Below are 22,924 nucleotides of genomic sequence, written 5' to 3' on the forward strand. Positions count from 1 at the left end.
TTTTAAGTTTGATTAATTTAAAAAATCTCAATCGAAAGAATTGGATTCAATGTGCAAGATTATCATTGGATGAATCTCAAAAAGACTATGTTGCACCAAATGTATATTCTATTGCTGAGTCTAAAGTGGAAGAACATTACTGTCCACGAGTGATCTGTTTTGATAATGAAGTCGTTGGTTTCTTAATGTATTGTGTCGAAATTGATCCACCTGATGAGACATTGTTTTGGTTGTTTCGCTTTATGATTGATGCAAATAATCAAGCCAAAGGTTATGGTACCGCAGCTTTGCAAATGGCGATTGATGAAATATTCACAAAAGGAGCTAAACGCATTCGAACGATGTATAAATCATCTAATCACTTTGCTAATAAACTTTATAAAAAAATAGGTTTTATAGAAACTGGAGAACATGATGAGTGTGGAGATATTATTTTAGAGTTGAATATTTCCCTTCAAAAAAACGCTAACTGAAGATTCAAGTTAGCGTAGGAGTTAATAGAATTAAATAGATTTAAAAGCAATATTAGTTACTGCTCACAATTCCAATTTTAGTGACACCTAAACGCTGTGCTGTAGCCATGACCATTGCAACGTTTTTATATTCAGCCATTTGGTCAGGTTTAAGTTTGATCTGGTCTTGATCTTTTTTGGCAACAACACCTTGAAATAAAGTCTCTAGTGCGGTGCGGTCTGAAACCTGTTGGTTATTCCAAAATACTTTGCCTGCTGAATCAATGCGAACATCAATGACTTCAGGTGGCTTTTCATTTGTTGGTGGCGGTGTGCCATTTGGCAAATTAATATTAATCGCGTTGTTTGGCGCAGGTATGGTAATAATAAACATAATAATGAGTACCAGCATGACATCAATAAGAGGTGTCATGTTGACTTCTAACATCACGTCATCATCATTATTTGAGCCGACATTCATACCCATAAAATTCTCCTTAAGTTAATTACGGGGAGGCTGGAGGGCTAGTAACAAAGGCAATTTTGCCAATACCGGCTTGTTTGGTGGTGCTAATCACCTGATCTATTGCCTCAAAATGGGTAAGCTGATCTCCACGAATGTGTACCTCTGGCTGAGGTCTTTTTTGTGCAACTGCTTGGAGTTTTGATAACAATATTTCTTTGTTAGGCACATAACTTTCGTTCCAAAAAATATCTCCTTTCTTGTTTACAGAAAGTTGAATATTTTCAGGCGTGGTTGCGTACGGAGTATTTTTTTCTTCTGGCAGTTTCACAGGAACCGTATGTGTAACTACCGGTATCGTAATAAGAAAAATAATAAGTAAAACCAACATGACATCAACGAGAGGCGTCGTGTTAATTGTGCCAATCATTTCATCATCATCTTCAGAGCCAACACTCATACCCATAATGTTTACTCCTGATTATTTAATGCTGCGGTTAATGGAGTTATTGGTATTAATTTCTCCGCTTAATAAAACCGCATGCAAATCTGAACCAAACGAACGGACATTTTCCATAACTGCTTTATTACGGCGAGTTAGCCAGTTGTAACCAAGTACAGCAGGTACTGCGACTGCAAGACCAATAGCTGTCATAATTAAAGCTTCACCGACAGGACCAGCAACTTTATCAATAGATGCCTGACCTGAAATGCCGATAGCTGTTAATGCGTGATAAATTCCCCAAACCGTACCAAAAAGACCCACAAATGGCGCCGTTGATCCAACTGTTGCCAAGAAAGCTAAACCACCACCTAAGTGATTTTGTATTTTTTCAATTGCGCGTTGAATTGAAATGCTTACCCATGTATTAAAGTCAATACGTTCAAGTAAAGAGCCGCCGTGTGATTTGGTTGAATTAATGCCTTTTTCTGCAATAAAGCGATATGCACTGCTTTGCTCTAGATTGTCGGCTGCATTATCTAGTGAAGTTGCTTCCCAAAAACTTTTCTCTGCTTCTTTACCTTGGCGCTTTACTTTAGCTTGCTGTAAGAATTTAGAAATAATGATGTACCACGTACCAATCGACATGAGTACTAATATAAATAAAGTAGATTTAGCAACTAAATCTCCCTCACGCCAAAGCGCTTCTAGGCCATAAGGATTTTTAACAGTTTCACTTGTTGCTGGCTTTGGTGGTGGAGTAGGAATTGCAGCATTTGAAGTTGTCTCAGCGGTTGCTGTTGCAACTGGAGTATTAGTTTCTTCTGCAAAAACCGAGCTTAATGGAAGTAAAGAGCATGCTGCGATTAAACTTGCAGAAGCGAAGCGTACTAGGTGTTGAGTTGGTTTTTTCATCATATTATCTCCAATATTTTTAATTTCTTGCTAATTCAGTTGTTTATTCAATTACGAATGGATATTCAATTTCATACCAGTCTTGCTGAGGCACGCCATCTTTCATTGCTGGTTTGAACGTACATAAGCTGTAAGCTTTAGTTGCCGCCTTATCTAAAATTTTGCTGCCACTCGTTTTTTTGACTTTGGCATCAATGACTTTGCCAGAAGTATCAACCAAAACACGTATACGCACCGTACCTTGCTCTTCATTCATAAGCGCTTCGCGTGGATATTCCGGTTTTTCACAGCCAGCAGAACCCACCGAAACACCGCGAGTTACACCCGTAGGTTTTGGAGCAGGTGTTGCAGCAGCAGCCACTGGAGCAGGTGCTGCTACTGGGCTAGGTGATGGAGTACTAGGTGCAGCAGTTGGAGTTGGGGCAACTTTAGTCGGTTGAGCTACTGGAGTCACTTTTTGTACAGGTGTCGCTTTTTCGACCTGTTTCACTGGCTCGGGTACTTTGGCTACTTTTTCTACCATTTTAGGTGGCTCAGGCGGTTTTTCCTTAGGTTTTGGCTCCTCTGGTTTAGGTGGAGGAGGTGGTTTAATATCTTGAATAATTTGTAATTCCACAGGTTTTTCTGCTGGTTTTTGAATATTGTTTGCTAAACCTGACATCAGAATATAGGCAACAATAAGATGCAGAAAAAGTACTGCGGCAATACCAATAAGGCGCTTTGCAGATTTATTTTCTATGTCTGTAAAAGTCATGCCCATAATTACTCCTGAAACTGTAGACAAACAATTTTTTAAAATGACTGTTTGGCTAAGAATGAGTATTTGTTCTGCAAACTAACTGTTGAGAGTTACATTTGCAGAACAACCATTTAGAACTTATATGTACCTCTTACAAAGTAAGTACGTCCTAAAGGATCTGCATAACGTGGGTCATATCCCATTTGGAAGTTGTCGCCAACATTTGAAGCAGGAGGGTCTTCATCAAAAATATTTTTGATACCAGCGGTCACTTCTAGATTTTTAAAGCCTTTATAAGTGCCTGAAATATTGTATGTTGTATAGTCGCTTACCTTGTGATTTCTATAACCATCCTTAACAGAAGAAGTTGAATTTTGATCTTGATAACCGCGAGAGAAGTTTTGTTGGAGGTTTAAAGCCCAGTTTTCATAATTCCAATTTAGGTTTGCAGTATGTTTCCAGCGAAGAATAATAGCTTGGTAGTCTAGACCACTATAAGTGCCGGCAACACTTTTCCAGTCCCCATCTGGTTCGGCTTGATATTTGTAGTCTGTTATATATGTACCATCAATGTTGAAACCGAATCGACCTGTAGCAGTCATTGGAGAAACCCAACTTAAGCCGACATCAAAACCTGAGGTTTTAATTCCCCCTAAATTTTGTTGTGTTGTAATAATATAATCTAATGAGCCATCAGGGTTACGTACAAATTTGTCTGCATATTTCACTGGATCGTCAAAAATAGCAGTTTCTGAAAGTGTAGCAATTTGCTTGTCTACTTCGATATTGAAGTAATCAAGAGTGAAAGCTAAATTTTTAATTGGTTCAAATACTAAGCCTGCAGTAAAAGACTTTGATTCTTCAGGATCTAGCGTTTTATTCCCCCCATTTTGTCTGTCGAATTGCATATTACAATCACGCTCTTTTACACCACCTGTTTTTAAGTCACCTCCTGGGCAGAGTACGGGATCATAATAGTATCCACCTGTATTGGTTACTGAATTTGGTCCATTCACTTCCCAAAGTGTTGGAGCTCTGAAGCCAGTACTATAAGTTGTGCGGAACATTAACTGTTTAATAGGTTCCCAACGAAGTGCAAATTTGGGATTAAACGTATCGCCAAAATCATTGTAGTCATCATAACGAGCAGCAATTTGAGCTTCTAAAGTTTTATGAAGAGGAATGTGAAATTCGGTAAATACCGATTTAATATTACGATCGCCAGTATTTACTGGCTCATCCGGATCGACCCCTGTACTAGGCGCGACTCGTGCAACATCATCAATGACTTTTGTGGTCCAATCTTCATAGCGATAGCTTGCTCCAATTGCAAAACCTACGTCTCCAGCTGGTAATTTAAATATAGGGCGGCTTGCAGTGAAATCAACGGTAGTTGTATCTAGGTTGGCTTTTAAGTATTTACCTTCAACTCCTAACTCATTCCATACATTAGCATCTTCAGGGTTTTGTGGTCCGAATGGGTTTAAAATACCATTGTTTAAAGCTTCTTGTGTTTTGTCAAAGTTTAAATAACCACTTACGGTAGCATCCGATGCACTACTATGCGCATAGGTAACGCCTGAATTAATATCCCAACCATGAGTTTCACCCTCAATACCAGCAAACAATCTATGAGATTGGTTAATACTGTTACTTATACGGTTACCTGATTGTGAACGCAGATATAGTGGGATAGTTCCAGTAGCGCCTGCTAAAGCTGGAGTTATGCCATTTCCTGGATAATATTTACTGCTAGGGTCAAGCGTCAGATCAAAAAATACATCTGGCGCTACTGAAGTAGTAATTTCACTTCTTGCGTATAAGTATTCTGCAATCGCGTTGAAATTATCATTCAGTTTAAAAGTGGCATGTCCCATTACAGATATATCTTCTGTTTTTGGAACAATTCCAATCACAGCTTGGCTGTTATATAGACAACTTTTCCCATCCTGACTCGTCATAACAAGAGGATTATCACCGCAACCTGTGGATGCATATGGGTTACTCAAGCCCGGAACATTGGCGGGAAATGAGCCACTACTGGCTTTTTCTATACCTAATTCAGGTAATATGCCTCCACGCCGACTAACTTTACGGTCTTTGGCCATGACATCATCGCCTTTGCGATAGTCCACCACACCAAAAACGTTATAGCCATTTTCATCTAAATCACCGAAGCCGCCAAAGATGCTGTAATCTTGCTGTTCTCCGCCTTTTTCTTCTGGTTTTTGATAACCTGCGGTTAGATTAAGGCCCGTAAACTGTTTTTTAGTAATAAAGTTAATTACCCCACCAATTGCATCTGTTCCATAAATGGAAGAAGCACCATCACGTAAAACCTCAATCCGGTCTAACATTGCGAGTGGAATAATATTTAAGTTTGTGACGCCGCTATCATATGCATTTGCAGCCAACCGACGACCATTCAGTAAAACAAGTGTTTTATTGGCACCTAAGGCTCTAAGGTTCGCTGCTGAACCTGCCGTCCTACTTGCACCAACATTACTTGCAGTCACAAAGTTCGATTGGTTTGCACTAATTTTTGCTAAAGCCTCTTCAGTTGTGGTTACCCCTTGTTTTAAGATTTCATCAACTTTTACGATAGTAATGGGTGAGGCACTTTGAGCTGCAACTCCTTTAATTGATGAGCCTGTCACAGCAACTTTTACAACTTTGACCGGTTTGTCTTCAGATGTTGATGATGGTTCGGTTTCTGCTGCTTGTGCCAGGGTAAGACACATCATGCTTAAACTAAGGGTGCTTAATTTAAGAATTGTTTTGCCGATCTTGGGGGTTACCTGAGATCGAACATTGTATTTTTTTTTCATCGTGGATTTGATCCCTTTTTGTTGTAGTTAGCGATATTGCTGAAAAGTGTTTAAGCAAAGCAAGTGCCAACTATATATTTTTCTTTTTTTAGTTTATGCAAAATATTGATAAATATTGATTTTATTATGGTTGAGGCTGTAATTCAGAGGGTGGAATTAAACAAATTATTTTTCTATTTGGAAAAAAATAATGAGTTGGCGAAAAGTTTCAAATTTATTTGTATAAAAAATAATCATTGTTTGAATCTTCATGTATTAGATATCGATTTCTGTATCTTTTTAGAACTTTATTAAATGTAATTATATAACGTAACATTATGATAATTTCATATACTTATATTTATAAATCAAAGTGTTAATATGTTATTTTTTGTGAAAAATAACGATTTTTCCTGAACTAGAATGAAACATTTATGACTTTTAATTGTGCATTATAGGTTAATGATGGATACGTTATATAAATATAATATTTGGCATAAACTTACTTTTATTTATATAGTCCCAGAAGTTTTAAGTGCCTAATTAAAATGTAAATTTTAAATATTTTTATATGGATTATTTTTGATCATAAAATATGGCATGAAATTCGCTTTATATTAGATAGTTACAGCTTTCTAATTTTATTGTTAGCTTTTTCCATTTGATCAAATAAAAGATTGAATAAAACGGTTAGTAATTTAAAAAGAAGAAAGTAGTCCGTTGAGAAAGAACTTTTCTTATGCGGATTTAGATGTTACTCAAAAGATAATATCTTTAAAATATTAATTAAGTAGGTAGGAACTTGAAATTAAAAATTTTTAAGCTCGCCATTTTAAGTCTGGCTATTACATCAGTTTCTTGTGCTTTCGCCCAAACGCCTGCACAACCAAACAAAATATTACATGTTGCTTATGAAGCGCCTGATGATGGTTTTGACATGGTTAAAACCACCAATTTTTATAGTGGCAGTATTGCAGAAGCTATTTTCGAGCCTTTACTCAAATATGATTATTTAGCTCGTCCTGTGCAGTTAGTTCCTTATACGGCTGAAAGCCTGCCTAAAGTTGAACAAGACGGTAAAGTTTATACATTTAAAATTAAACCAGGTATTTACTTCACCAATGACCCTGCTTTTAAAGGCAAACGCCGTGAATTGGTAGCCGAAGACTATGTTTATTCAATTAAACGCATTCTAGATCCTGAAAATAGGGCACCTTCTGTTTCATTTATTGATGGGAAATTGTTAGGTGCCGACGCAGTTGTAGCTCAAGCAAAGAAAACTGGAAAGTTTGATTATGCTGCGCCAATTGCAGGGCTTAAAGCGCTTGATCGATATACTCTACAATTCACTTTGACACGTCAAGATTATAATTTTCCTTATATTCTTGCCTATATTGCATTTGGTGGTGTTGCTAAGGAGGTTGTTGATTATTATGGTGATCGTATTGGCATGCATCCAGTAGGTACTGGACCTTACATGTTAAGTAAATATGTTCCAAGAAGTAAGGTCGAGCTGGTTGCCAATCCTGATTATCGGGGTTTCGTGTGGAACTTTAAGTCAACAGGAACGCCGTGGGATAACCAGCTTGTTAAAGAAATGAGCGGTAAGAAAATGCCGCAAATTGGTAAAGTTGTAGTCAGTATTATTGAAGAACAACAGTCTCGATGGTTAGCTTTTCAGTCTGGTCAATTGGATTTTGATAGACTTACTGCGAATGCAGTTCCTCAAGCTTTAGATAAGGGACAACTTAAAGCATCTTTTCAAAAAAAAGGAATTAAGCATTTCTCTAATAAAGAACCTGAAATTACCTATACGATGATGAACATGCGTGATCCGGTGATTGGCGGTTTTAGCCCAGACAAGATAGCTCTTCGTCGAGCAATTACTTTGGCATATGATCAAAAAGAAAGTATAAGACAGGCTTACAAAGGGCAAGCGGTTAGAGCAGAAATGTTTATACCTGAAGGTGTAAATGGATATAACCCGAAGTACAGAAGTAGCGTAGGATACAATCCGCTATTAGCCAATAAACTACTTGATCATTATGGTTATAAAAAAGGGGCTGATGGTTACCGAAACTTACCAAACGGGAAACCTTTGGTTTTAAAAATTAATAATGAAAATAGCTCAGCATCGGTTATTCATTCTGAACTCTGGAAAAAAAATCTGGATGCCATTGGCATTCGCGCTGACTTCAAGGTGAGTAACTTTGCAGATAACTTAAAAGCTGCAACTCAATGTAAATATATGATTTGGAGTGGAGCATGGATTGCTGACTATCCTGAAGGAGAAAATTTTGCACAATTACTTTATGGTCCAAACGCTGGGCAAGGAAACCATGCTTGTTACCAGTCTAAAACATACGATGCTCTTTATAATCAAGCCACTCATTTACCCCCCCAACAACGTCTTCCATATTATGAAAAGCTTAACCGCCAGATTGAGGCTGATAATCCGTGGATTATTCATGTAACTCGAATTCGTAATTGGTTGATACAGCCGCAAGTTCAGGGGTTTAAACCTCACCCGATGATGAATACAAACTGGCAATATCTTGATATTACTCCTGTTAAAAAATAATTTTAGATAAAGATAAATATGACTGAAAATTTAATAAAACAGCTCAAGCATTGTGGTGTCGGTTTGTTACTTGCCAGCATGGCATTAACTGGATCTACAAGTATTTTTGCGAAAAGCCCAGCCGACCCAAATAAAGTTTTACGTTATGTATTCCCGACAGCTGAAACAGGTTTCGACCCAGCTTATATCCATGATTTATATTCGGCGCATGTAACCACTTCAATATTTGAAACTTTATATACGTATGACTATTTAGCAAGGCCCGCAAAATTAGTTCCTCATATTGCTACGACTATGCCACAAGTCAGTGCCGATGGTCTGACCTATACCATTCACATTCAAAAAGGTATTTATTTTACACCGGACCCTGTTTTTAAAGGTAAACCACGAGAATTAACAGCCAATGATTATGCTTATTCTTTTAAGCGCTTATTGGATCCGAATTTACGTTCTCCCAATAGCTGGTTGTTAGAGAACAAAATCGAAGGTATGGATGCATTAATAAATGCAGCCAATAAAACTGGAAAATTTAACTATGACCAAAAGGTAAGTGGTTTACAAACACCAGATAGATATACCTTAGTGATCCGATTAGTTAAACCAGATTATAACTTTCCTTTATTACTGGCACATGACCCGACAGGTGCAGTAGCACGTGAAGTAATAGAAAAATATAAGGATAAAGCTGGTTTTGTCATGGGACATCCTGTAGGTACAGGCCCTTATGTACTGAGCAAGTGGGTGCCAGCTTCGCGCATTGTTCTAAAAGCGAATCCCGATTATCGCGGCTTTACTTGGAACTTTGCAGCCAGTAGCCCTGAGGATGGGGCAATTGTAAAACGCCTTAAAGGTAAAAAAATGCCTCAAATAAGCACAATCGATATTCAGGTTATGGAAGAAAACCAATCACGATGGCTGGCATTTCAGCGTGGTGAGATTGATATATTTCAGCTTGAAGGGCAATTGGTCGCGAAGGCGATTAAAGACGGTAAATTAAGACCTGAGCTTGCCAAAGAAGGTGTGCATTTATCTCGTATTGTTGATCCTGAAATTAGCTATATTTATTGGAACCTTAAAAATCCAGTCGTAGGGGGAATGAGTAAAGAAAAAATTGCTTTACGCCGTGCAATTGCAATGTCTCGCTCGCTAGATCAAGAAATTAAATTAGTAAGAAATGATGATGCCGAGCGTCTACATTTTCCAGTTCCACCCGGTGTAGTGGGATATGACCCTCAGTATAGAACCAGTACGCCATATTCGGTGAAAGCAGCAAATTTACTATTAGATAGATATCACTATAAAAAAGATGCATCAGGTTGGCGCACTCAACCAAATGGGAAGCCCCTTGTCATTGAATATATGGCTCGTAGTGACAGTATTGGTCAACAAAGCGCTGAGCTTTGGAAAAAAAACTTTGATAGTCTGAATATTCGAATGGTGTTTAAACCAATGCTTTTTGCAGACCTCATTCGAGCGCAAAAACAGTGTGAAGGTATGTTTGGTGCGTCTGCATGGATAGCCGATTATCCGGATGGGGATAATTTTATGCAGAATTTTTATGGTCCCAATACGCATATGACGAACTGGTCTTGTGGCTCGACTCCAGAGTTTGACCAGTTGTATCGTCAGACGCAACAAATGCAATCAGGTCCTGAACGAGATGCACTTTATCGAAAAATGACGCGTTTGTTAGAAGTCTATATGCCTGTGCAGATGTCCTATGCCCGCTACCGAAATATGTTGGCCCAGCCGTGTGTCATTGGCTATAAAAAGCATCCAATTTTACATGCTGAGTGGATGTACTTTGATATTGATACAAATACTAAATCTAATCATTAAATGAAAAATCTGGAGATATGATGAAGAATAAAACACTAAAAATGACAACGTTATGTATGCTGGCTATAGGTATAAACCAATATGCTTCAGCTGAAACAACTCGTAGTACATTGCCACTACTTAAAGCAAAGCAGCTTCCAACATGGTGTGATTCTAATTTAAAAAAAATTCAGCAACAGATTACAGACTTTGAGAAAACACCTGTTAATGCTAACGCGGCAGCGGCACCTATTTTGGCAAAATGGGATAAAATTTTTGCTCATTTTGAAGATTTTTCAGGTCCGATAAGTTTATATAGTAACGTAGACCCAGATGCAAAGTTGCGTAAGGCAGCCGAAGATTGTGAAATCAAAATTAATCAATTTCACACTGATATGTTTCAAAATCCCAAGCTATATAACTTAATTAAAAATACACAAGCAACGGACCCTGTTGATAAAAAATATCGTCAAGATATTTTGAGCCAATTTGAAGATACAGGTGTTCAACTTGAACCTGCAAAACGCGTAAGAATGAAAGCTATTCTAGATGAATTGACTAAATTAGAACAAGAATATGCCCGAAACGTTCGTGATAACCCTGAAAAACTTGAGTTTACTCCTGAAGAGATGAAGGGTTTACCAGAAAGTTATATTTCAGGTTTGAAAAAGAATGCGAAAGGAAATTATTTGGTTGGTTTTGAATATCCAGAATATCGGCCATTTATGGAGTTGGCAGATAACGATGATGCCCGAAAAAGATATCAGATTGCTTTTACAAGACGTGGTACTGAGCAAAATTTAAAACTACTCAAACAGGCAGTAGATTTACGTTATGAGTTGGCACAATTGTTTGGAAAAGCAAGTTATGCGGATTGGGTTTTAAAAGATCGTATGGCTAAAACCCCTGATGCTGTAAACCAGTTTTTGGCAGACGTACAAAAAACAGTAGCACCCCTTGAACGTAAAGAAGTCGAAGAACTCCGAGCATTTAAAGCGCAAACTTTAAAAACACCATTAGATAAAACCGAGATCACACGTTGGAGTGAAGCTTACTGGAGTGAAAAACTTCGTAAGAGTAAATATCAGATTGATCAGGAAAAACTTCGTGATTATTTCCCAACTTTAGCTGCTCAAAAGTGGTTGTTTGCTATTTCATCTGACCTTTACGGTATTGACTTTAAACCTGTCAAAGTAAAAGCATGGCAGGATGAAGTTGAATATTACGATGTAGTTGATAAAAAGACAGGAAAGCTTTTGGGTGGTCTGTATATGGATAAATTCCCTCGTGAGGGGAAATATGGTCATGCCGCGGTTTGGGGAGTTTATGGTGGCAGTACTTTAACCAACCGCTTACCAGTTTCAGCATTGGTCACCAATTTTAACCGCAAAGGTTTAAATAGTGATGAGCTAGAAACTTTTGTTCATGAGTTTGGTCATGCCTTGCATGGCATTTTGTCAAATACACGTTATGCCAGTCAGTCAGGAACATCTGTAGAACGTGATTTTGTAGAAGCGCCTTCTCAAATGTATGAAGAGTGGGCGCGCCGTAAAGAAACCTTATCTAAAGTTGCCGATTATTGTGATCCAGCATGTCCACGTGTTGATGATGAGTTAATTGCACGTTTAAAAGCGGTGCATAACTATGGACGTGGTTTGCGTTATGCACGTCAAACTCTCTATGCCCAGTATGATATGGCCCTTCATAGCGCTGATGCTTTAAAAGTAAAACCTTTAGAAACTTGGCAAAAAAAGGAAGCCGCTACAGCCTTAGGTTATGTACCAACAACTGAATTTCCAGGTCAGTTTGGGCATTTGATGGGCGGGTATCAAGCAGGTTATTACGGCTATATGTGGTCTGAAGTTTTGGCTTTAGACATGCTTTCTGCATATGGGGATAACCTCAATAATCCGCAAGTAGGGCAACGTTACCGTCAAACGATTTTATCGCAAGGTAGCCAAAAACCAGCAGCTGAACTAGTGAAAGATTTTCTCGGTCGTGAGCCTGACAATAAAGCGTTCTTTAATGAAATTACCGGACAACGGGTTAAATAAGGAATTATCACTATGCTGGCATATGTTATTCGGCGTTTATGGCAGATGATTCCAACCATGTTGGGAGTCGTCTTACTTATTTTTATTCTTTTTAACTGGGTCGGTGGAGATCCTGCCTATATTTTAGCAGGCAAGATGTCTAATCCTGAGCAGATCGAAAACATTCGTAAACAGCTAGGTGTCGATCAGCCGTATTACGTTCAACTCTGGATTTTCATTAAGCAGATTCTGACTTTTGACTATGGTGCGAGTTGGAGTACTGGCGAACCTGTTTCCCAAATTATTTTAACCCGATTAGGGCCATCGTTAACGCTTTTAATTCCGCTCACTATTTTACAAACCGTTATTTCAATTATTTTGGCATTGGCTGTTGCAGCGGTACGAGGCTCTCTAACCGACCGTATGGTCATGATGCTATGTACCATTGCTATGTCAATTAGTATTTTAGTTTACATTATTGTTTTTCAATATGTTTTAGCTTATCAGCTCAGTTGGTTCCCTGTACAAGGCTGGAGTGACACCTTTACCGAGAATTTATTTAAATTTGCCTTACTTCCAATTTTAATCATGTTAGTTGTGAGTATTGCACCAACCTTACGTTTGTATCGTAGTTTTGTGCTTGATGAAATTAATCAGGACTATGTTCGAACAGCACGTGCTAAAGGTGTAGGTGAAAGCCGAATTTTAGGTGTACATGTACTGCGTAACGCTTCAATTCCTATTATTACCGACGTGATGTCAACTTTACCTGCATTACTCATAGGCGCATTTTTAATTGAACGTTTTTTTGGTATTCCCGGTATTGGTCGAGAGGTCATTATTGCAGTTGAACGAAGTGATTTCCCTGTTATTAAGGCAATTACAGTATACATCGCCGCAGCAACTATGATTTTTAACCTGATTGCCGATTTGGTCTACAAAGTGGTTGATCCACGTGTACAGTTGAAGTAGGTGGGCTATGCTGAGCGTTTTATCAAAAAGAAAAGAACAAACAAAAGCCGAAACTCCTTCATCTGGCCTGTGGAAACTTGCCATGCGACGTCTTCGGGCTGACAAAATCGCGATGTCATCACTAGCGATTGTATTGCTTTATTTTATTATCTTGATTCTATCAATGACGGGTGTGATTGCATCTGATTGGAATAAAGAAGTTGCAGTGAGCTACGCACCTCCCACATTTATAGGTGCAGATAAGACCACAGATGCTGGACAAAATGCAGCGGCGGTTGACGAGGAATTACCAGAAAATCCAGTCGATCCATTAAAAGATGTCATAAAAGAACTGAATGAGCAGATTAAGCAAAGCAAGAGTTCTGGGGACGCGATTGATTACTATGGTGTAGTTGACCCATTAGCCGATGATATGAAAGCGATCGATCAGCAACTTGGCGGACATTTATTAGACCAGCAAGTAGAGCTTAAAAGCACACTTGTGTTTGGCGCTGATAAGTGGGGACAAGACGTTTTAAAGAAAACAATTAAGGGGGCTGAAACTTCAATTATTGTTGGGGTGATATCGGCTTTACTTGCGGTAGGCATTGGTACACTTTTAGGTGCAATTTCAGGATATTTTGGTGGTTGGGTGGATGATATTCTCAACTGGTTTTATAACATTTTTACCTCAATTCCATATTTATTATTAGTGCTTGCTATTGCTGCCGTGCTTCAACAAAAAGGCATTTTATCTATTGTTCTGATTTTAGGTTTAACGGGTTGGACAGGCGTTTATCGCTTAATTCGTGCTGAATATATGAAACATACTGCACGTGAATACGTTCTTGCAGCTAAAGCAATTGGCGTTGGTCACTTCCGCCGTATGTTCATTCATATTTTTCCTAATGTCAGCCATATCGCTTTAGTCCAAATGTCGATTTTAGTGGTTTCTTTCATTAAATCTGAAGTCATTTTGAGTTTCTTAGGTTTCGGTGTACCAGTAGGTGTGGTGTCTTGGGGGAGCATGTTAAATGAAGCGCAAAGTGAACTTCTTTTAGGTAAATGGTGGCAGCTAGTCGCAGCCTCTGTCGCAATGGCTGTTTTGGTTACGGCATTCTCAATGTTTACTGATGCACTTCGTGATGCGTTAGACCCAAAGCTAAAATAAGAGGAAGGTCCAAATGATAGAACAAGAATATGAGAATGCGCCGTTACTACATGTTAAAAATTTACGAGTAAGTTTTAAAGGTGAAGATAAGCAATATATTGAAACCGTAAAAGGAATTTCTTTTGATATTCCAGCAAATACTACGGTTGCTTTAGTCGGTGAATCGGGTAGTGGTAAATCGGTAACTTCTTTGGCAACTATGGGATTACTGCCTGTAGGGCAAAGCAAAATTGATGAACAAAGTAAAATTATATTTGAAGGCAAAGACTTACTCAGTTTGTCTCGTAAAGATATGCGGAAAATCTGTGGTAAAGATATTGCCATGATTTTTCAGGAACCGATGTCATCTTTAAACCCAGTTTTTACAGTTGGTAATCAAATTGCAGAAGTGTTGTGTTTGCATATGGGGTTGAACCGTAAACAAGCCCGACAACGCGTTTTAGAATTACTTAAAGAAGTAGGTATTCCTTCACCTGAAATTAAAATTGATGCCTATCCAAATCAACTTTCGGGTGGTCAACAGCAACGTGTCATGATTGCAATGGCGATTGCTTGTGAGCCTAAACTACTGATTGCCGATGAGCCCACTACTGCACTTGATGTCACAATTCAAAAGCAGATTATTGATTTACTCGAATCGTTGCGTAAGCGCCGCCAAATGTCGATGCTTTTTATTACCCACGATTTGGCACTGGTCGGTGAAATTGCAGATAAAGTCATTGTGATGCGTCATGGTGAAATTAGAGAGCAAGGCGCTGCTGAACAGGTTTTGGAACAGCCTAAAGATGTATATACCCGAGCATTACTTTACTGTCGTCCACAAATATCACAGCGTCCTTATCGATTGCCTGTGACCAGTGATTTTATGTGCCAAGAAGATGATATCTTGGTTGAGAAAAGTTTTGATGCTTCAGAAATTCCGCAGCGCAAACGTGGCTTAAATGGTGATGAGCAAATTATTTTAGAAGTAAAAGATCTGAAAAAAAGCTTTTATAGTCGTAAAGGATTATTTGGCAAAGAAGAGTTTCAAGCCGTAAAAGGAGTTTCTTTTAAACTTGCTAAAGGAAAAACTTTAGGTTTAGTCGGTGAATCCGGTTCAGGTAAAACAACCGTTGGGCTACTACTCATGCGGTTACATGAAGCTTCAGGTGGGCAAGCTTTCATTGAAGGAAAAGATATTCTTTCATTAACTGAGAAAGAGTTTGCTAAATATCAACGGAAAATCCAGATTATCTTTCAAAACCCATATGCTTCTCTTAATCCACGCTTTACAGTTGGGCAGATTTTATTAGAACCCATGCAAATTCATGGTATTGGTAAAGATGATGCTGAGCGTAAACAAATTGCACTTGGATTACTTGAGCGAGTGAATTTACCTGAGCAAGCTTATTATCGCTATCCACACGAGTTTTCTGGGGGACAACGTCAGCGTATTGCGATTGCACGATGTTTAACGCTAAAGCCTGAAATTTTGATTTGTGATGAATCTGTTTCAGCACTAGACGTTTCGGTTCAAGCACAGGTACTTAACTTATTACAAGACTTACAAGATGAGTTTGGACTCAGTTATATCTTTATTTCCCATGATTTATCGGTTGTGAAATATATATCTGATCAGGTCATGGTCATGAATCATGGTGAAGTTGTTGAAATTGCCAATTCGGATGAGCTCTATGCGCATCCTCAACATGATTATACCAAACGACTTTTACAAGCTATTCCTCAAGGGATTCACCACGTTTCATAAGCGTAAAGTTATGTCGTTAAAGGCACTTTCAAGTGCCTTTTTATTTGGTTTATCGCGTAAATGCTTATAAAATAAGAGAGTAAAAATACAGTAGTTTATTCTTGCTATGTGTGCCAACTTTAAACCTTTAACTCTTGCCCAATTGCAGCAACTCCAGTTGCCTGTGGTCGGCTTTAGCTATGCCGAAGAGGTTTATCCTGCGGGAACAATGCCGCTATTATTTAAATCACCACAAGGTCTTGAGTGGCGTGAAGTCATGTTTGGTTTAGTTCCAAAATGGGCTGAAGATACAAACATAGCAAAACATACTTACAATGCCCGTCATGAAACGATTTTCCAAAAACCGAGTTTTCAAGAAGCTGCACTTAAGTGTAAGTTCGGTGTGATTCCGGTGACTGAATTTTATGAAAGTAAATATATAAATGATAAACCTGAGCGGTGGGGTGTACGCCGTAAAGATGGACAGGCTTTTTTTATTGCAGCAATCTATGAAATTTGCAAAATAAATGAAACGATTATTCGTTCTGCAAGTATGTTGACCATGGATGCTATAGATCATCCTATGATGAAAGATTTTCACGAGCCTGGAGATGTCAAAAGATCAGTTATTGTGATCCCACATGACCGATTAGAAGAGTGGTTGAGTTTGGAATCACCTGATATTTCAAGCTTTATCGAAGGTTTTCCAGTTGAAGAATTTGAATGCTCGCATGTACCAAAAGAAAAAATTATAAAACCTACACCACAGTTAAGCATGTTTGACTAACATAAATAAAATCAAGATGAGGTTATTGATATCAAATCTGAATCAATAACCTATATTGCTTATTCAATAGTTTTACTTAATGTTTGCACTTCTGAATCTTGAGCTAGATAGCTCAACTCAATTGGTGAAATCACAAAAGTGGTATTGTCTGATGTCTGTTTAAATACAAAGCCATATTCAAAAGACTGGCTATTTTTACTTGGTAACCAGAATAGATAAGGACATCCTGTGTAACTACCATCCCAACCCATTTCTCTTGCTAAAGCTAAAGCTGTATCTGATTTCGCAATGATTTCTTTGAGAGACTCTTTATCTCTTGTTGAAACATCACCATCATCATCTGCAAATGTTTGTAGGAACTCATTTAAGGGCGTGAGTTCTTCCCAGTTGTGTTCTATTGTCGAGAAATGATATCCATATAGCATCATGTGCGCTTTCTTCCATCTTGTTATTGTGTGATTGAACATAACAAGAAATATATGAAAAGGAAATGGATAAATCTGATTTAAGTTGTTTATTTTTCATAACTTATAGATTGTTTTTTGTACGAAATAAAGGCTTTTTTAAACACTATAATTATTCATATTAGCTATATAGCACGCACAGAAAGCAGCGCTTACCTAATGATTAAGATAAATGACTATTTTAGTAAATCAAACTGTTGGCGAATACTGAATTGTTCATAATTCACCTATAATAGAAATGAAACTATGTAGAGCATATTTATGTTTATAACAACTACGCGCCCACAAGATACTTTGATTAATCAGCTTCTTCCAGTTTTGGAACAAGCAAGCGAGATTTTATTACAAGAATATCAAAATTATTCTGCGGGTTATGAGTTCACTATTCACGAAAAACAAGATGATTCACCTGTGACTCAAGCAGATTTAAAAGTGAACCTTTTCTTATTAAAGCACTTGGCAGAGATTACGCCAGACTTGCCGGTTTTGTCTGAAGAAAGTGATTATAGTGCTCGGCATGAGTGGTCCACATGCTGGATGTTAGATCCTCTTGATGGAACTAAAGAATTCATACATGAGCGTGATGAGTTTACGATCAACCTAAGTTTGATTAAGGGTAAAGAAACGATCTTTTCAGTTATTGCTGTGCCATGTCAACAAGTCGTGTACTTGGGATATCTGCAAGATTTACCTTTTAAATATAGTTTCACTCAAAAACAGTGGTATCAATATCAAATAACTTCGTTTTCGCCAGATGAGCCTATTCAAATAGGACTTAGTCATGGCAGTAAAAACCCCAAATATCAAAAATTTATTCAACCTATTGAAGAAAAACATAGCATTATTCGACGAGAAGCAGGAAGTGCCTACAAATTCTGCATGATGTTGGAAGGTGAAATAGATATTTATCCACGATTTCATCCAACTTCTGAATGGGACACCAGTTCTGGTCAAGGTTTGTTAGAGAGTATAGGGGGTGGCTTACTTACTCTTGATGGAAAACCTTTTGAATATAATCAGAGACACACGGTTTTAAATAAGGGCTTTATCGCATTTCGTGATCAGGAAAGCAAAAAAATAGCATTTGAAGCATTAGCCCAAGCAGGTGTTATTGATTGAGAGTTATGCCAGACATGTTATAGTGGCAAAGTATTGAAAAAAGATGACAAGATAAAAATGGCACTCGATTTATTGCCTAAAAGTATGTTTGAAGCAATTGATTTATTGCCCGATGCTTCAACTCCTGTAACCTTATTTACGCGTCATTCTCTAAGAGAACTTGTGGGTGGACAGGGCTTAGCTGGATATGATCTCCAACTCACTCCTCAAGGGCGTGAGCTTGCGCAGGCATGGGGTAATTATTTAATTAAAAATACAGATCGTGTTATTCAGCATTGTATTTCAAGTCCAATACAGCGTTGTGTCGATACGGCTGCGCTCATGATCGAAGGGGCTGATGCCGTAAGTCCTGAATTTAATACACATACGATTGAAATTATTGAGCAAGGACTACTGGTTGAACCTGGTAGCTTTGTATTAGACATACAACAAGCTGCCCCTTATTTTAAAAAGCAAGGTGCTTTGGGTTTTATTAATAGTTTTGTAAATAATGCATTACCTGGTATGAAACACCCAATTACTGGTGTTTTAGATGTACTAGAGCTTATTTATCATACGCATCCTAAAACTCAAGGCGGGCTTAGTTTAGCTGTCAGCCATGACACTATTATTGCTGCAATTGTTGCTGTAATTTCTGGTGATAATGAAATTAAGAAAGAAGATTGGCCTGAAATGATGGAAGGCCTATTTGTATGGTTTGAAGGCGAAGAATTTCCAAATTGTAAATTAAAATGGATTTGGAGAGGTAAGGCCTATGAGCTAAATGTAGCTAAATTTGGAAAAACGCTATAAGCTCAAAAATGATAGATAATAAAAAAAGCCCTATTGGGCTTTTTTTACATGCTTTAATTAGTTAGCTAACGCTTTAACTTGAGCATTTAAACGGCTCTTATGACGAGCAGCTTTATTTTTGTGGATGATGCCTTTATCAGCCATACGGTCGATTACAGGAACAGCTTTTTGGTAAGCTTCTGTAGCAACAGCATGATCACCACCAGCAATTGCACTTAAAGTACGTTTGATGTATGTACGAACCATAGAACGCAAGCTTGCGTTGTGTTTACGTGCAGTAACGTTTTGACGCGCACGTTTTTTAGCTTGAGCAGAGTTTGCCACTCTTGCACTCCTTGAAAATAAGTTGGTCTGGGCGGGCTGTGGTCAATCCAGTAAACTGGTGCAACCATCACCAGCCCGTAAACAAGTGCCATATTGTGATGAATAGACACCGTGAAGTCAAGCCTTGAGAACGTTTTAAGCTGTTTTAGGGGCTGTTAAAACGGTAAGAAAAGGTTAAATTTAAAACAAAGTTAAAGAGGGATGGATAAAAAATGACAGCAAGTAAGAAAAAAGCGATTGTGCTCGGCGCAACAGGGTTGGTCGGATTAGCACTTGTTGAAAAGCTCCAGCAGGCTCCAGAATTTGAAGCCATTACGCTGGTGGTTAGAAAAGAATCTCAAGTATTTAATACATATGACAAAGTTAACCAGCTCATCATAGAAGATTTCTTAATGTTGAATGATGAAGATGTGAGTGGTCATACCCATGCATTTAGCTGTCTGGGAACAACATTAAAAAATGCGGGCTCAAAGCAAGGCTTCTACGCGGTAGATTATGAAATCAATGCCCATTTGGCAGATTTGGTGCAAGATAAACATATTCATCTTTTATTAGTGAGTGCCCTTGGTGCAAATGCAAACTCACCAATTTTCTACAATAAAGTGAAAGGACAGTTGGAAGATTATGTTGAGAGTTTGGGAATTGAAAAATTATCTATTTTTAGACCCTCTTTACTGATTGGTAAGCGCAGTGATGTACGGCTTATAGAGGATTTGGGGCAAAGTCTATTTAAATTTATTGAGAATAAATGGCAAAAACCATTCAAATATAAACCTGTGACGGCGGAGCAATTGGCTCATACCATGGTCGTAGCGGCGCTAACGCAAATTGAAGCATTCAAACGATATGATAATCTGAGCATACAGAAAACTCGATAAGGGAGAATGGAAGTGTCGACAGTACCGTTTGTAACATGTGATTTATTAGATGATAACCCTGAAAAAGACTTACAAGTTGTAATTCCCTCAATGGATGGAAAGTTCTTTCAAAGTTATGGGGCGCGTAAAACTTTTGGGGGACAGGTTGTAACAGTAAAGTGTTTTGAAGATAACTCGCGTGTAAAAGAGTTATTGGCAACAGATGGTACAGATAAAGTACTCGTTGTAGATGGTGGTGCATCTATGCGTTGTGCGCTTATGGGTGACCTGATTGCAGAATCGGCAGTTAAAAATAACTGGAATGGTGTAGTAATTTATGGCTGTGTACGCGATGTCGATGCTATTGCTACCCTTGATTTAGGTATACATGCATTGGCAGCAATTCCCCAAAAAAGTAATCGTAAAGGCATTGGCGAAGTAGATACCACTTTGTATTTTGGTGGTGTCACAATTCAATCAGGCGATTATATCTATGCTGATAATAATGGAATTGTGATTTCAAAAGAAAAATTAGTGTAATCACAGTTTATAAAGGATCGCATGATGGTGAATCATCAAATTAAAGTATTACAGGCAGTTGTCTCTGCAATTGTTGAAGGTGGTCGGGGTGTAACAGGTACCGCATTTCCTCAGCAACCTGTAAAAGCCTTGAAGTTATATGAATTTGAAGGTTCACCATTTTGCCGTCGTGTCCGTGAAGTCCTTACACTTTTAAATCTGGATGTAGAAATTTATCCATGTCCTAAAGGTGGGACAAAACATCGTTCGGTCGTAAAAGAAAAAGGTGGCAAATTACGGTTTCCTTTTTTAGTAGATGAAAATACAGGTGACTACTTATATGAGTCACAAGAAATTATTCATCATTTATTTAAACACTACGGTAAGACCGGGAAGACGCCTCAGAAATTTTCGAGTTACCCTAACGTCCCTTATGCTGCATTTGCTGGGACCATATTAAATGGTGCTCGGGGAGTTTGGATAAATAAAAAAATCATTAATAGAGCTGTGCCTGAACAAAAACTTGAGTTATGGAGTTTTGAGGCAAGTCCTTATTCACGAGTTGTAAGAAGTCTACTCTGTGAGTTGGAGCTTCCTTATATTCTGCATAATGTTGCAAAAGAAAGATGGCAAGATCAAGGCCCAGCTATTTTTCGCTTAAAACCGGGTAAATATGTGCCTCTAAAAGGTGGAAAACGAGAAAAAATATTGCCTGTTATGCAAGGTAAAATGCAGGTACCTTATTTGGTAGACCCAAATACGGGAGTGAAGATGTTTGAGTCTGCTCAAATCGTAAAATATTTAAAGAAGCAATATGGTCGTTGATTAATTAAGATAGGCTTTAGAAAGAGTTTAAGTCAATTTACTTAAACTCTTAGAAAGATCAGATTTCATAAGAACATGAATATGCTAAATTAAAGAGGTTAAATACCCAAATAAGGCATATTTTATGGAATGTATGAGAATTCAACCTGTAACGAGCAGTCCTGGTGAAAATGCACTATTTATCGTATTGGGACTCACTCAAGGTGATTCTGTAATAGAAAAAGTAAAAGATTTTGCTAGTAATTTTTCAGCATTAACTAGAAGTCTAACTAATCGTTATCCAGATAGTAAGTTTAATGCCACGCTAGGTTTTAGTTCAAATGCATGGGATATCTTATTTCCAGAGCAAACGAAGCCTCAAGAATTAGAAACATTTAAAGAAATTAAAGGGCCGAAATACACGGCTATTTCAACAGCTGGTGATCTATTTTTTCATATTCGTGCTGATCGTCAGGCTTTATGTTATGAGCTGGGCAATATAATCAATCAACAACTTGGTAAAGTGACTTATCCAATTGATGAAGTGCATGGTTTCCGTTATTTTGATGGACGGGCAATTATTGGCTTCGTAGATGGGACAGAGAATCCAGAACCGGTTATTGCAGCGCAATGGGCATTAGTGGGTAATGAAGATCCTGACTTTATCGGTGGAAGTTATGCTTTTATCCAGAAATATACACACGACATGGAAAAATGGCGTGGATTGAGTGATGACGAGCAAGAAAAAGTGATTGGCCGTAAAAAGTTCAATGATGTTGAACTCGGTGATGATGAAAAGCCACTAACTGCACATAATGTAGTAAGTAAAGCGCATGATGCAGAAGGTAATGAGCTTAAAATTATGCGAGCTAATATGCCTTTCTCAAATCCTTCAAAAAATGAATATGGTACTTTCTTTATTGGTTACTCGCGTAAATTTAGTACAACCCGACAAATGCTTGAAAACATGTTCTTGGGGAACGAGCAGGGCAATCTTGATCGGTTGCTTGACTTTAGTACTGCTCAAACAGGAACTTTATTTTTTGTACCAACGGTCGATTTTCTTGATGATTTAGGTGATGACTAGTCGTTAAACTAAAAGGCTTAAATGATGGAAGTAACTAGATTACTTCCATTGCTTGAATTGAAAATTAATATGA

Annotated in this window: 21 protein-coding genes; 14 read left to right on the forward strand and 7 right to left on the reverse strand. The window is 38.0% G+C overall.

Features of this window, described 5'->3' with window-relative positions; genetic code table 11:
• Positions 1-8 precede the first annotated feature (8 nt).
• A complete protein-coding gene (locus tag ACPF64_RS12525) occupies positions 9-473 on the forward strand; it encodes a GNAT family N-acetyltransferase (RefSeq protein WP_426453605.1) in 465 nt (154 codons plus the stop codon).
• A 52-nt stretch (positions 474-525) separates the two neighbouring features.
• On the opposite strand, the gene ACPF64_RS12530 is transcribed toward ACPF64_RS12525, so the two are convergent.
• The 5 genes from ACPF64_RS12530 to ACPF64_RS12550 all read right to left on the reverse strand — a co-directional run bounded on the left by ACPF64_RS12530 (position 526) and on the right by ACPF64_RS12550 (position 5,839).
• Entirely contained in the window at positions 526-939 is a 414-nt protein-coding gene (locus tag ACPF64_RS12530; RefSeq protein WP_080026957.1) for an ExbD/TolR family protein, read from the reverse strand.
• A 19-nt stretch (positions 940-958) separates the two neighbouring features.
• Complete coding sequence (locus tag ACPF64_RS12535; RefSeq protein ID WP_056479653.1) at positions 959-1,381, reverse strand: ExbD/TolR family protein; 423 nt, start codon at positions 1,379-1,381, stop codon at positions 959-961.
• Between the two features lie 15 nt (positions 1,382-1,396).
• The gene (locus ACPF64_RS12540; protein WP_426453608.1) at positions 1,397-2,275 is read right to left on the reverse strand and encodes a MotA/TolQ/ExbB proton channel family protein; all 879 of its coding nucleotides are present in this window, start codon (positions 2,273-2,275) and stop codon (positions 1,397-1,399) included.
• A 40-nt stretch (positions 2,276-2,315) separates the two neighbouring features.
• Positions 2,316-3,032, reverse strand: coding sequence for an energy transducer TonB (locus ACPF64_RS12545; RefSeq protein ID WP_426453610.1), 717 nt, complete (start codon positions 3,030-3,032; stop codon positions 2,316-2,318).
• 110 nt (positions 3,033-3,142) lie between these two features.
• Complete coding sequence (locus ACPF64_RS12550; protein WP_198078615.1) at positions 3,143-5,839, reverse strand: TonB-dependent receptor; 2,697 nt, start codon at positions 5,837-5,839, stop codon at positions 3,143-3,145.
• Between the two features lie 781 nt (positions 5,840-6,620).
• Between ACPF64_RS12550 and ACPF64_RS12555 the strand changes: the two genes are divergently transcribed.
• The 7 genes from ACPF64_RS12555 to ACPF64_RS12585 all read left to right on the forward strand — a co-directional run bounded on the left by ACPF64_RS12555 (position 6,621) and on the right by ACPF64_RS12585 (position 16,885).
• The gene (locus ACPF64_RS12555) at positions 6,621-8,399 is read left to right on the forward strand and encodes an ABC transporter substrate-binding protein (RefSeq protein WP_426453613.1); all 1,779 of its coding nucleotides are present in this window, start codon (positions 6,621-6,623) and stop codon (positions 8,397-8,399) included.
• 18 nt (positions 8,400-8,417) lie between these two features.
• Positions 8,418-10,238 (forward strand): ABC transporter substrate-binding protein, encoded by a 1,821-nt coding sequence (locus ACPF64_RS12560; protein WP_426453615.1) that lies wholly within the window; start codon positions 8,418-8,420, stop codon positions 10,236-10,238.
• Between the two features lie 20 nt (positions 10,239-10,258).
• Positions 10,259-12,271 carry a M3 family metallopeptidase gene (locus tag ACPF64_RS12565; RefSeq protein ID WP_426456145.1) on the forward strand — a complete coding sequence of 671 codons (2,013 nt, stop codon included), beginning with the start codon at positions 10,259-10,261 and terminating at the stop codon, positions 12,269-12,271.
• Positions 12,272-12,283: 12 nt separating this feature from the next.
• Positions 12,284-13,222 (forward strand): ABC transporter permease, encoded by a 939-nt coding sequence (locus tag ACPF64_RS12570; protein WP_003651522.1) that lies wholly within the window; start codon positions 12,284-12,286, stop codon positions 13,220-13,222.
• A 7-nt stretch (positions 13,223-13,229) separates the two neighbouring features.
• Positions 13,230-14,372, forward strand: a complete 1,143-nt coding sequence (locus ACPF64_RS12575) for an ABC transporter permease (protein ID WP_426453617.1) — start codon at positions 13,230-13,232, stop codon at positions 14,370-14,372.
• 13 nt (positions 14,373-14,385) lie between these two features.
• Complete coding sequence (locus ACPF64_RS12580) at positions 14,386-16,119, forward strand: ABC transporter ATP-binding protein (protein WP_426453619.1); 1,734 nt, start codon at positions 14,386-14,388, stop codon at positions 16,117-16,119.
• A gap of 106 nt (positions 16,120-16,225) precedes the next feature.
• Positions 16,226-16,885 carry an SOS response-associated peptidase family protein gene (locus ACPF64_RS12585; RefSeq protein ID WP_003651527.1) on the forward strand — a complete coding sequence of 220 codons (660 nt, stop codon included), beginning with the start codon at positions 16,226-16,228 and terminating at the stop codon, positions 16,883-16,885.
• Positions 16,886-16,944: 59 nt separating this feature from the next.
• Here the strand turns inward: ACPF64_RS12585 and ACPF64_RS12590 are convergent, their stop codons facing one another.
• Positions 16,945-17,313, reverse strand: a complete 369-nt coding sequence (locus ACPF64_RS12590; RefSeq protein ID WP_127491629.1) for a hypothetical protein — start codon at positions 17,311-17,313, stop codon at positions 16,945-16,947.
• Positions 17,314-17,610: 297 nt separating this feature from the next.
• On the opposite strand from ACPF64_RS12590, the gene ACPF64_RS12595 reads away from it, so the two are divergent.
• Together ACPF64_RS12595 and ACPF64_RS12600 are read left to right on the forward strand one after the other, a co-directional pair.
• Positions 17,611-18,468 (forward strand): 3'(2'),5'-bisphosphate nucleotidase CysQ family protein, encoded by an 858-nt coding sequence (locus ACPF64_RS12595; RefSeq protein ID WP_426453622.1) that lies wholly within the window; start codon positions 17,611-17,613, stop codon positions 18,466-18,468.
• A gap of 57 nt (positions 18,469-18,525) precedes the next feature.
• Positions 18,526-19,260, forward strand: coding sequence for a histidine phosphatase family protein (locus ACPF64_RS12600; protein ID WP_426453624.1), 735 nt, complete (start codon positions 18,526-18,528; stop codon positions 19,258-19,260).
• A 57-nt stretch (positions 19,261-19,317) separates the two neighbouring features.
• Here ACPF64_RS12600 and rpsT read toward each other — a convergent pair whose 3' ends face one another.
• The gene (rpsT, locus tag ACPF64_RS12605) at positions 19,318-19,584 is read right to left on the reverse strand and encodes a 30S ribosomal protein S20 (protein WP_003651535.1); all 267 of its coding nucleotides are present in this window, start codon (positions 19,582-19,584) and stop codon (positions 19,318-19,320) included.
• Between the two features lie 212 nt (positions 19,585-19,796).
• Between rpsT and ACPF64_RS12610 the strand changes: the two genes are divergently transcribed.
• The 4 genes from ACPF64_RS12610 (at position 19,797) to ACPF64_RS12625 (ending at position 22,851) form a co-directional block, all read left to right on the forward strand.
• Positions 19,797-20,462, forward strand: a complete 666-nt coding sequence (locus tag ACPF64_RS12610) for an NAD(P)H-binding protein (RefSeq protein WP_426453626.1) — start codon at positions 19,797-19,799, stop codon at positions 20,460-20,462.
• A 12-nt stretch (positions 20,463-20,474) separates the two neighbouring features.
• Positions 20,475-20,981 carry a ribonuclease E activity regulator RraA gene (rraA, locus tag ACPF64_RS12615; protein WP_045432975.1) on the forward strand — a complete coding sequence of 169 codons (507 nt, stop codon included), beginning with the start codon at positions 20,475-20,477 and terminating at the stop codon, positions 20,979-20,981.
• Positions 20,982-21,002: 21 nt separating this feature from the next.
• The gene (locus tag ACPF64_RS12620; RefSeq protein ID WP_426453629.1) at positions 21,003-21,785 is read left to right on the forward strand and encodes a glutathione S-transferase N-terminal domain-containing protein; all 783 of its coding nucleotides are present in this window, start codon (positions 21,003-21,005) and stop codon (positions 21,783-21,785) included.
• A gap of 133 nt (positions 21,786-21,918) precedes the next feature.
• Positions 21,919-22,851 (forward strand): Dyp-type peroxidase, encoded by a 933-nt coding sequence (locus ACPF64_RS12625; protein WP_426453631.1) that lies wholly within the window; start codon positions 21,919-21,921, stop codon positions 22,849-22,851.
• The last annotated feature ends 73 nt before the right edge of the window (positions 22,852-22,924 follow it).

The sequence above is a fragment of the Acinetobacter sp. KB005 genome (genome assembly GCF_049949095.1).
GTDB lineage: Bacteria > Pseudomonadota > Gammaproteobacteria > Pseudomonadales > Moraxellaceae > Acinetobacter > Acinetobacter calcoaceticus.

Excerpts from the sequence above, each read along its gene's own strand:
- ACPF64_RS12545 (WP_426453610.1), bottom strand. The coding sequence starts at position 3,032 with ATGGGCATGACTTTTACAGACATAGAAAATAAATCTGCAAAGCGCCTT.
- ACPF64_RS12580 (WP_426453619.1), top strand. The coding sequence starts at position 14,386 with ATGATAGAACAAGAATATGAGAATGCGCCGTTACTACATGTTAAAAAT.
- ACPF64_RS12575 (WP_426453617.1), top strand. The coding sequence starts at position 13,230 with ATGCTGAGCGTTTTATCAAAAAGAAAAGAACAAACAAAAGCCGAAACT.
- ACPF64_RS12625 (WP_426453631.1), top strand. The coding sequence starts at position 21,919 with ATGAGAATTCAACCTGTAACGAGCAGTCCTGGTGAAAATGCACTATTT.
- ACPF64_RS12585 (WP_003651527.1), top strand. The coding sequence starts at position 16,226 with ATGTGTGCCAACTTTAAACCTTTAACTCTTGCCCAATTGCAGCAACTC.
- ACPF64_RS12610 (WP_426453626.1), top strand. The coding sequence starts at position 19,797 with ATGACAGCAAGTAAGAAAAAAGCGATTGTGCTCGGCGCAACAGGGTTG.
- ACPF64_RS12560 (WP_426453615.1), top strand. The coding sequence starts at position 8,418 with ATGACTGAAAATTTAATAAAACAGCTCAAGCATTGTGGTGTCGGTTTG.
- ACPF64_RS12530 (WP_080026957.1), bottom strand. The coding sequence starts at position 939 with ATGGGTATGAATGTCGGCTCAAATAATGATGATGACGTGATGTTAGAA.
- ACPF64_RS12595 (WP_426453622.1), top strand. The coding sequence starts at position 17,611 with ATGTTTATAACAACTACGCGCCCACAAGATACTTTGATTAATCAGCTT.
- ACPF64_RS12540 (WP_426453608.1), bottom strand. The coding sequence starts at position 2,275 with ATGATGAAAAAACCAACTCAACACCTAGTACGCTTCGCTTCTGCAAGT.
- ACPF64_RS12550 (WP_198078615.1), bottom strand. The coding sequence starts at position 5,839 with ATGAAAAAAAAATACAATGTTCGATCTCAGGTAACCCCCAAGATCGGC.
- ACPF64_RS12590 (WP_127491629.1), bottom strand. The coding sequence starts at position 17,313 with ATGATGCTATATGGATATCATTTCTCGACAATAGAACACAACTGGGAA.
- ACPF64_RS12535 (WP_056479653.1), bottom strand. The coding sequence starts at position 1,381 with ATGGGTATGAGTGTTGGCTCTGAAGATGATGATGAAATGATTGGCACA.
- ACPF64_RS12565 (WP_426456145.1), top strand. The coding sequence starts at position 10,259 with ATGAAGAATAAAACACTAAAAATGACAACGTTATGTATGCTGGCTATA.
- ACPF64_RS12600 (WP_426453624.1), top strand. The coding sequence starts at position 18,526 with ATGGCACTCGATTTATTGCCTAAAAGTATGTTTGAAGCAATTGATTTA.
- ACPF64_RS12620 (WP_426453629.1), top strand. The coding sequence starts at position 21,003 with ATGATGGTGAATCATCAAATTAAAGTATTACAGGCAGTTGTCTCTGCA.
- ACPF64_RS12570 (WP_003651522.1), top strand. The coding sequence starts at position 12,284 with ATGCTGGCATATGTTATTCGGCGTTTATGGCAGATGATTCCAACCATG.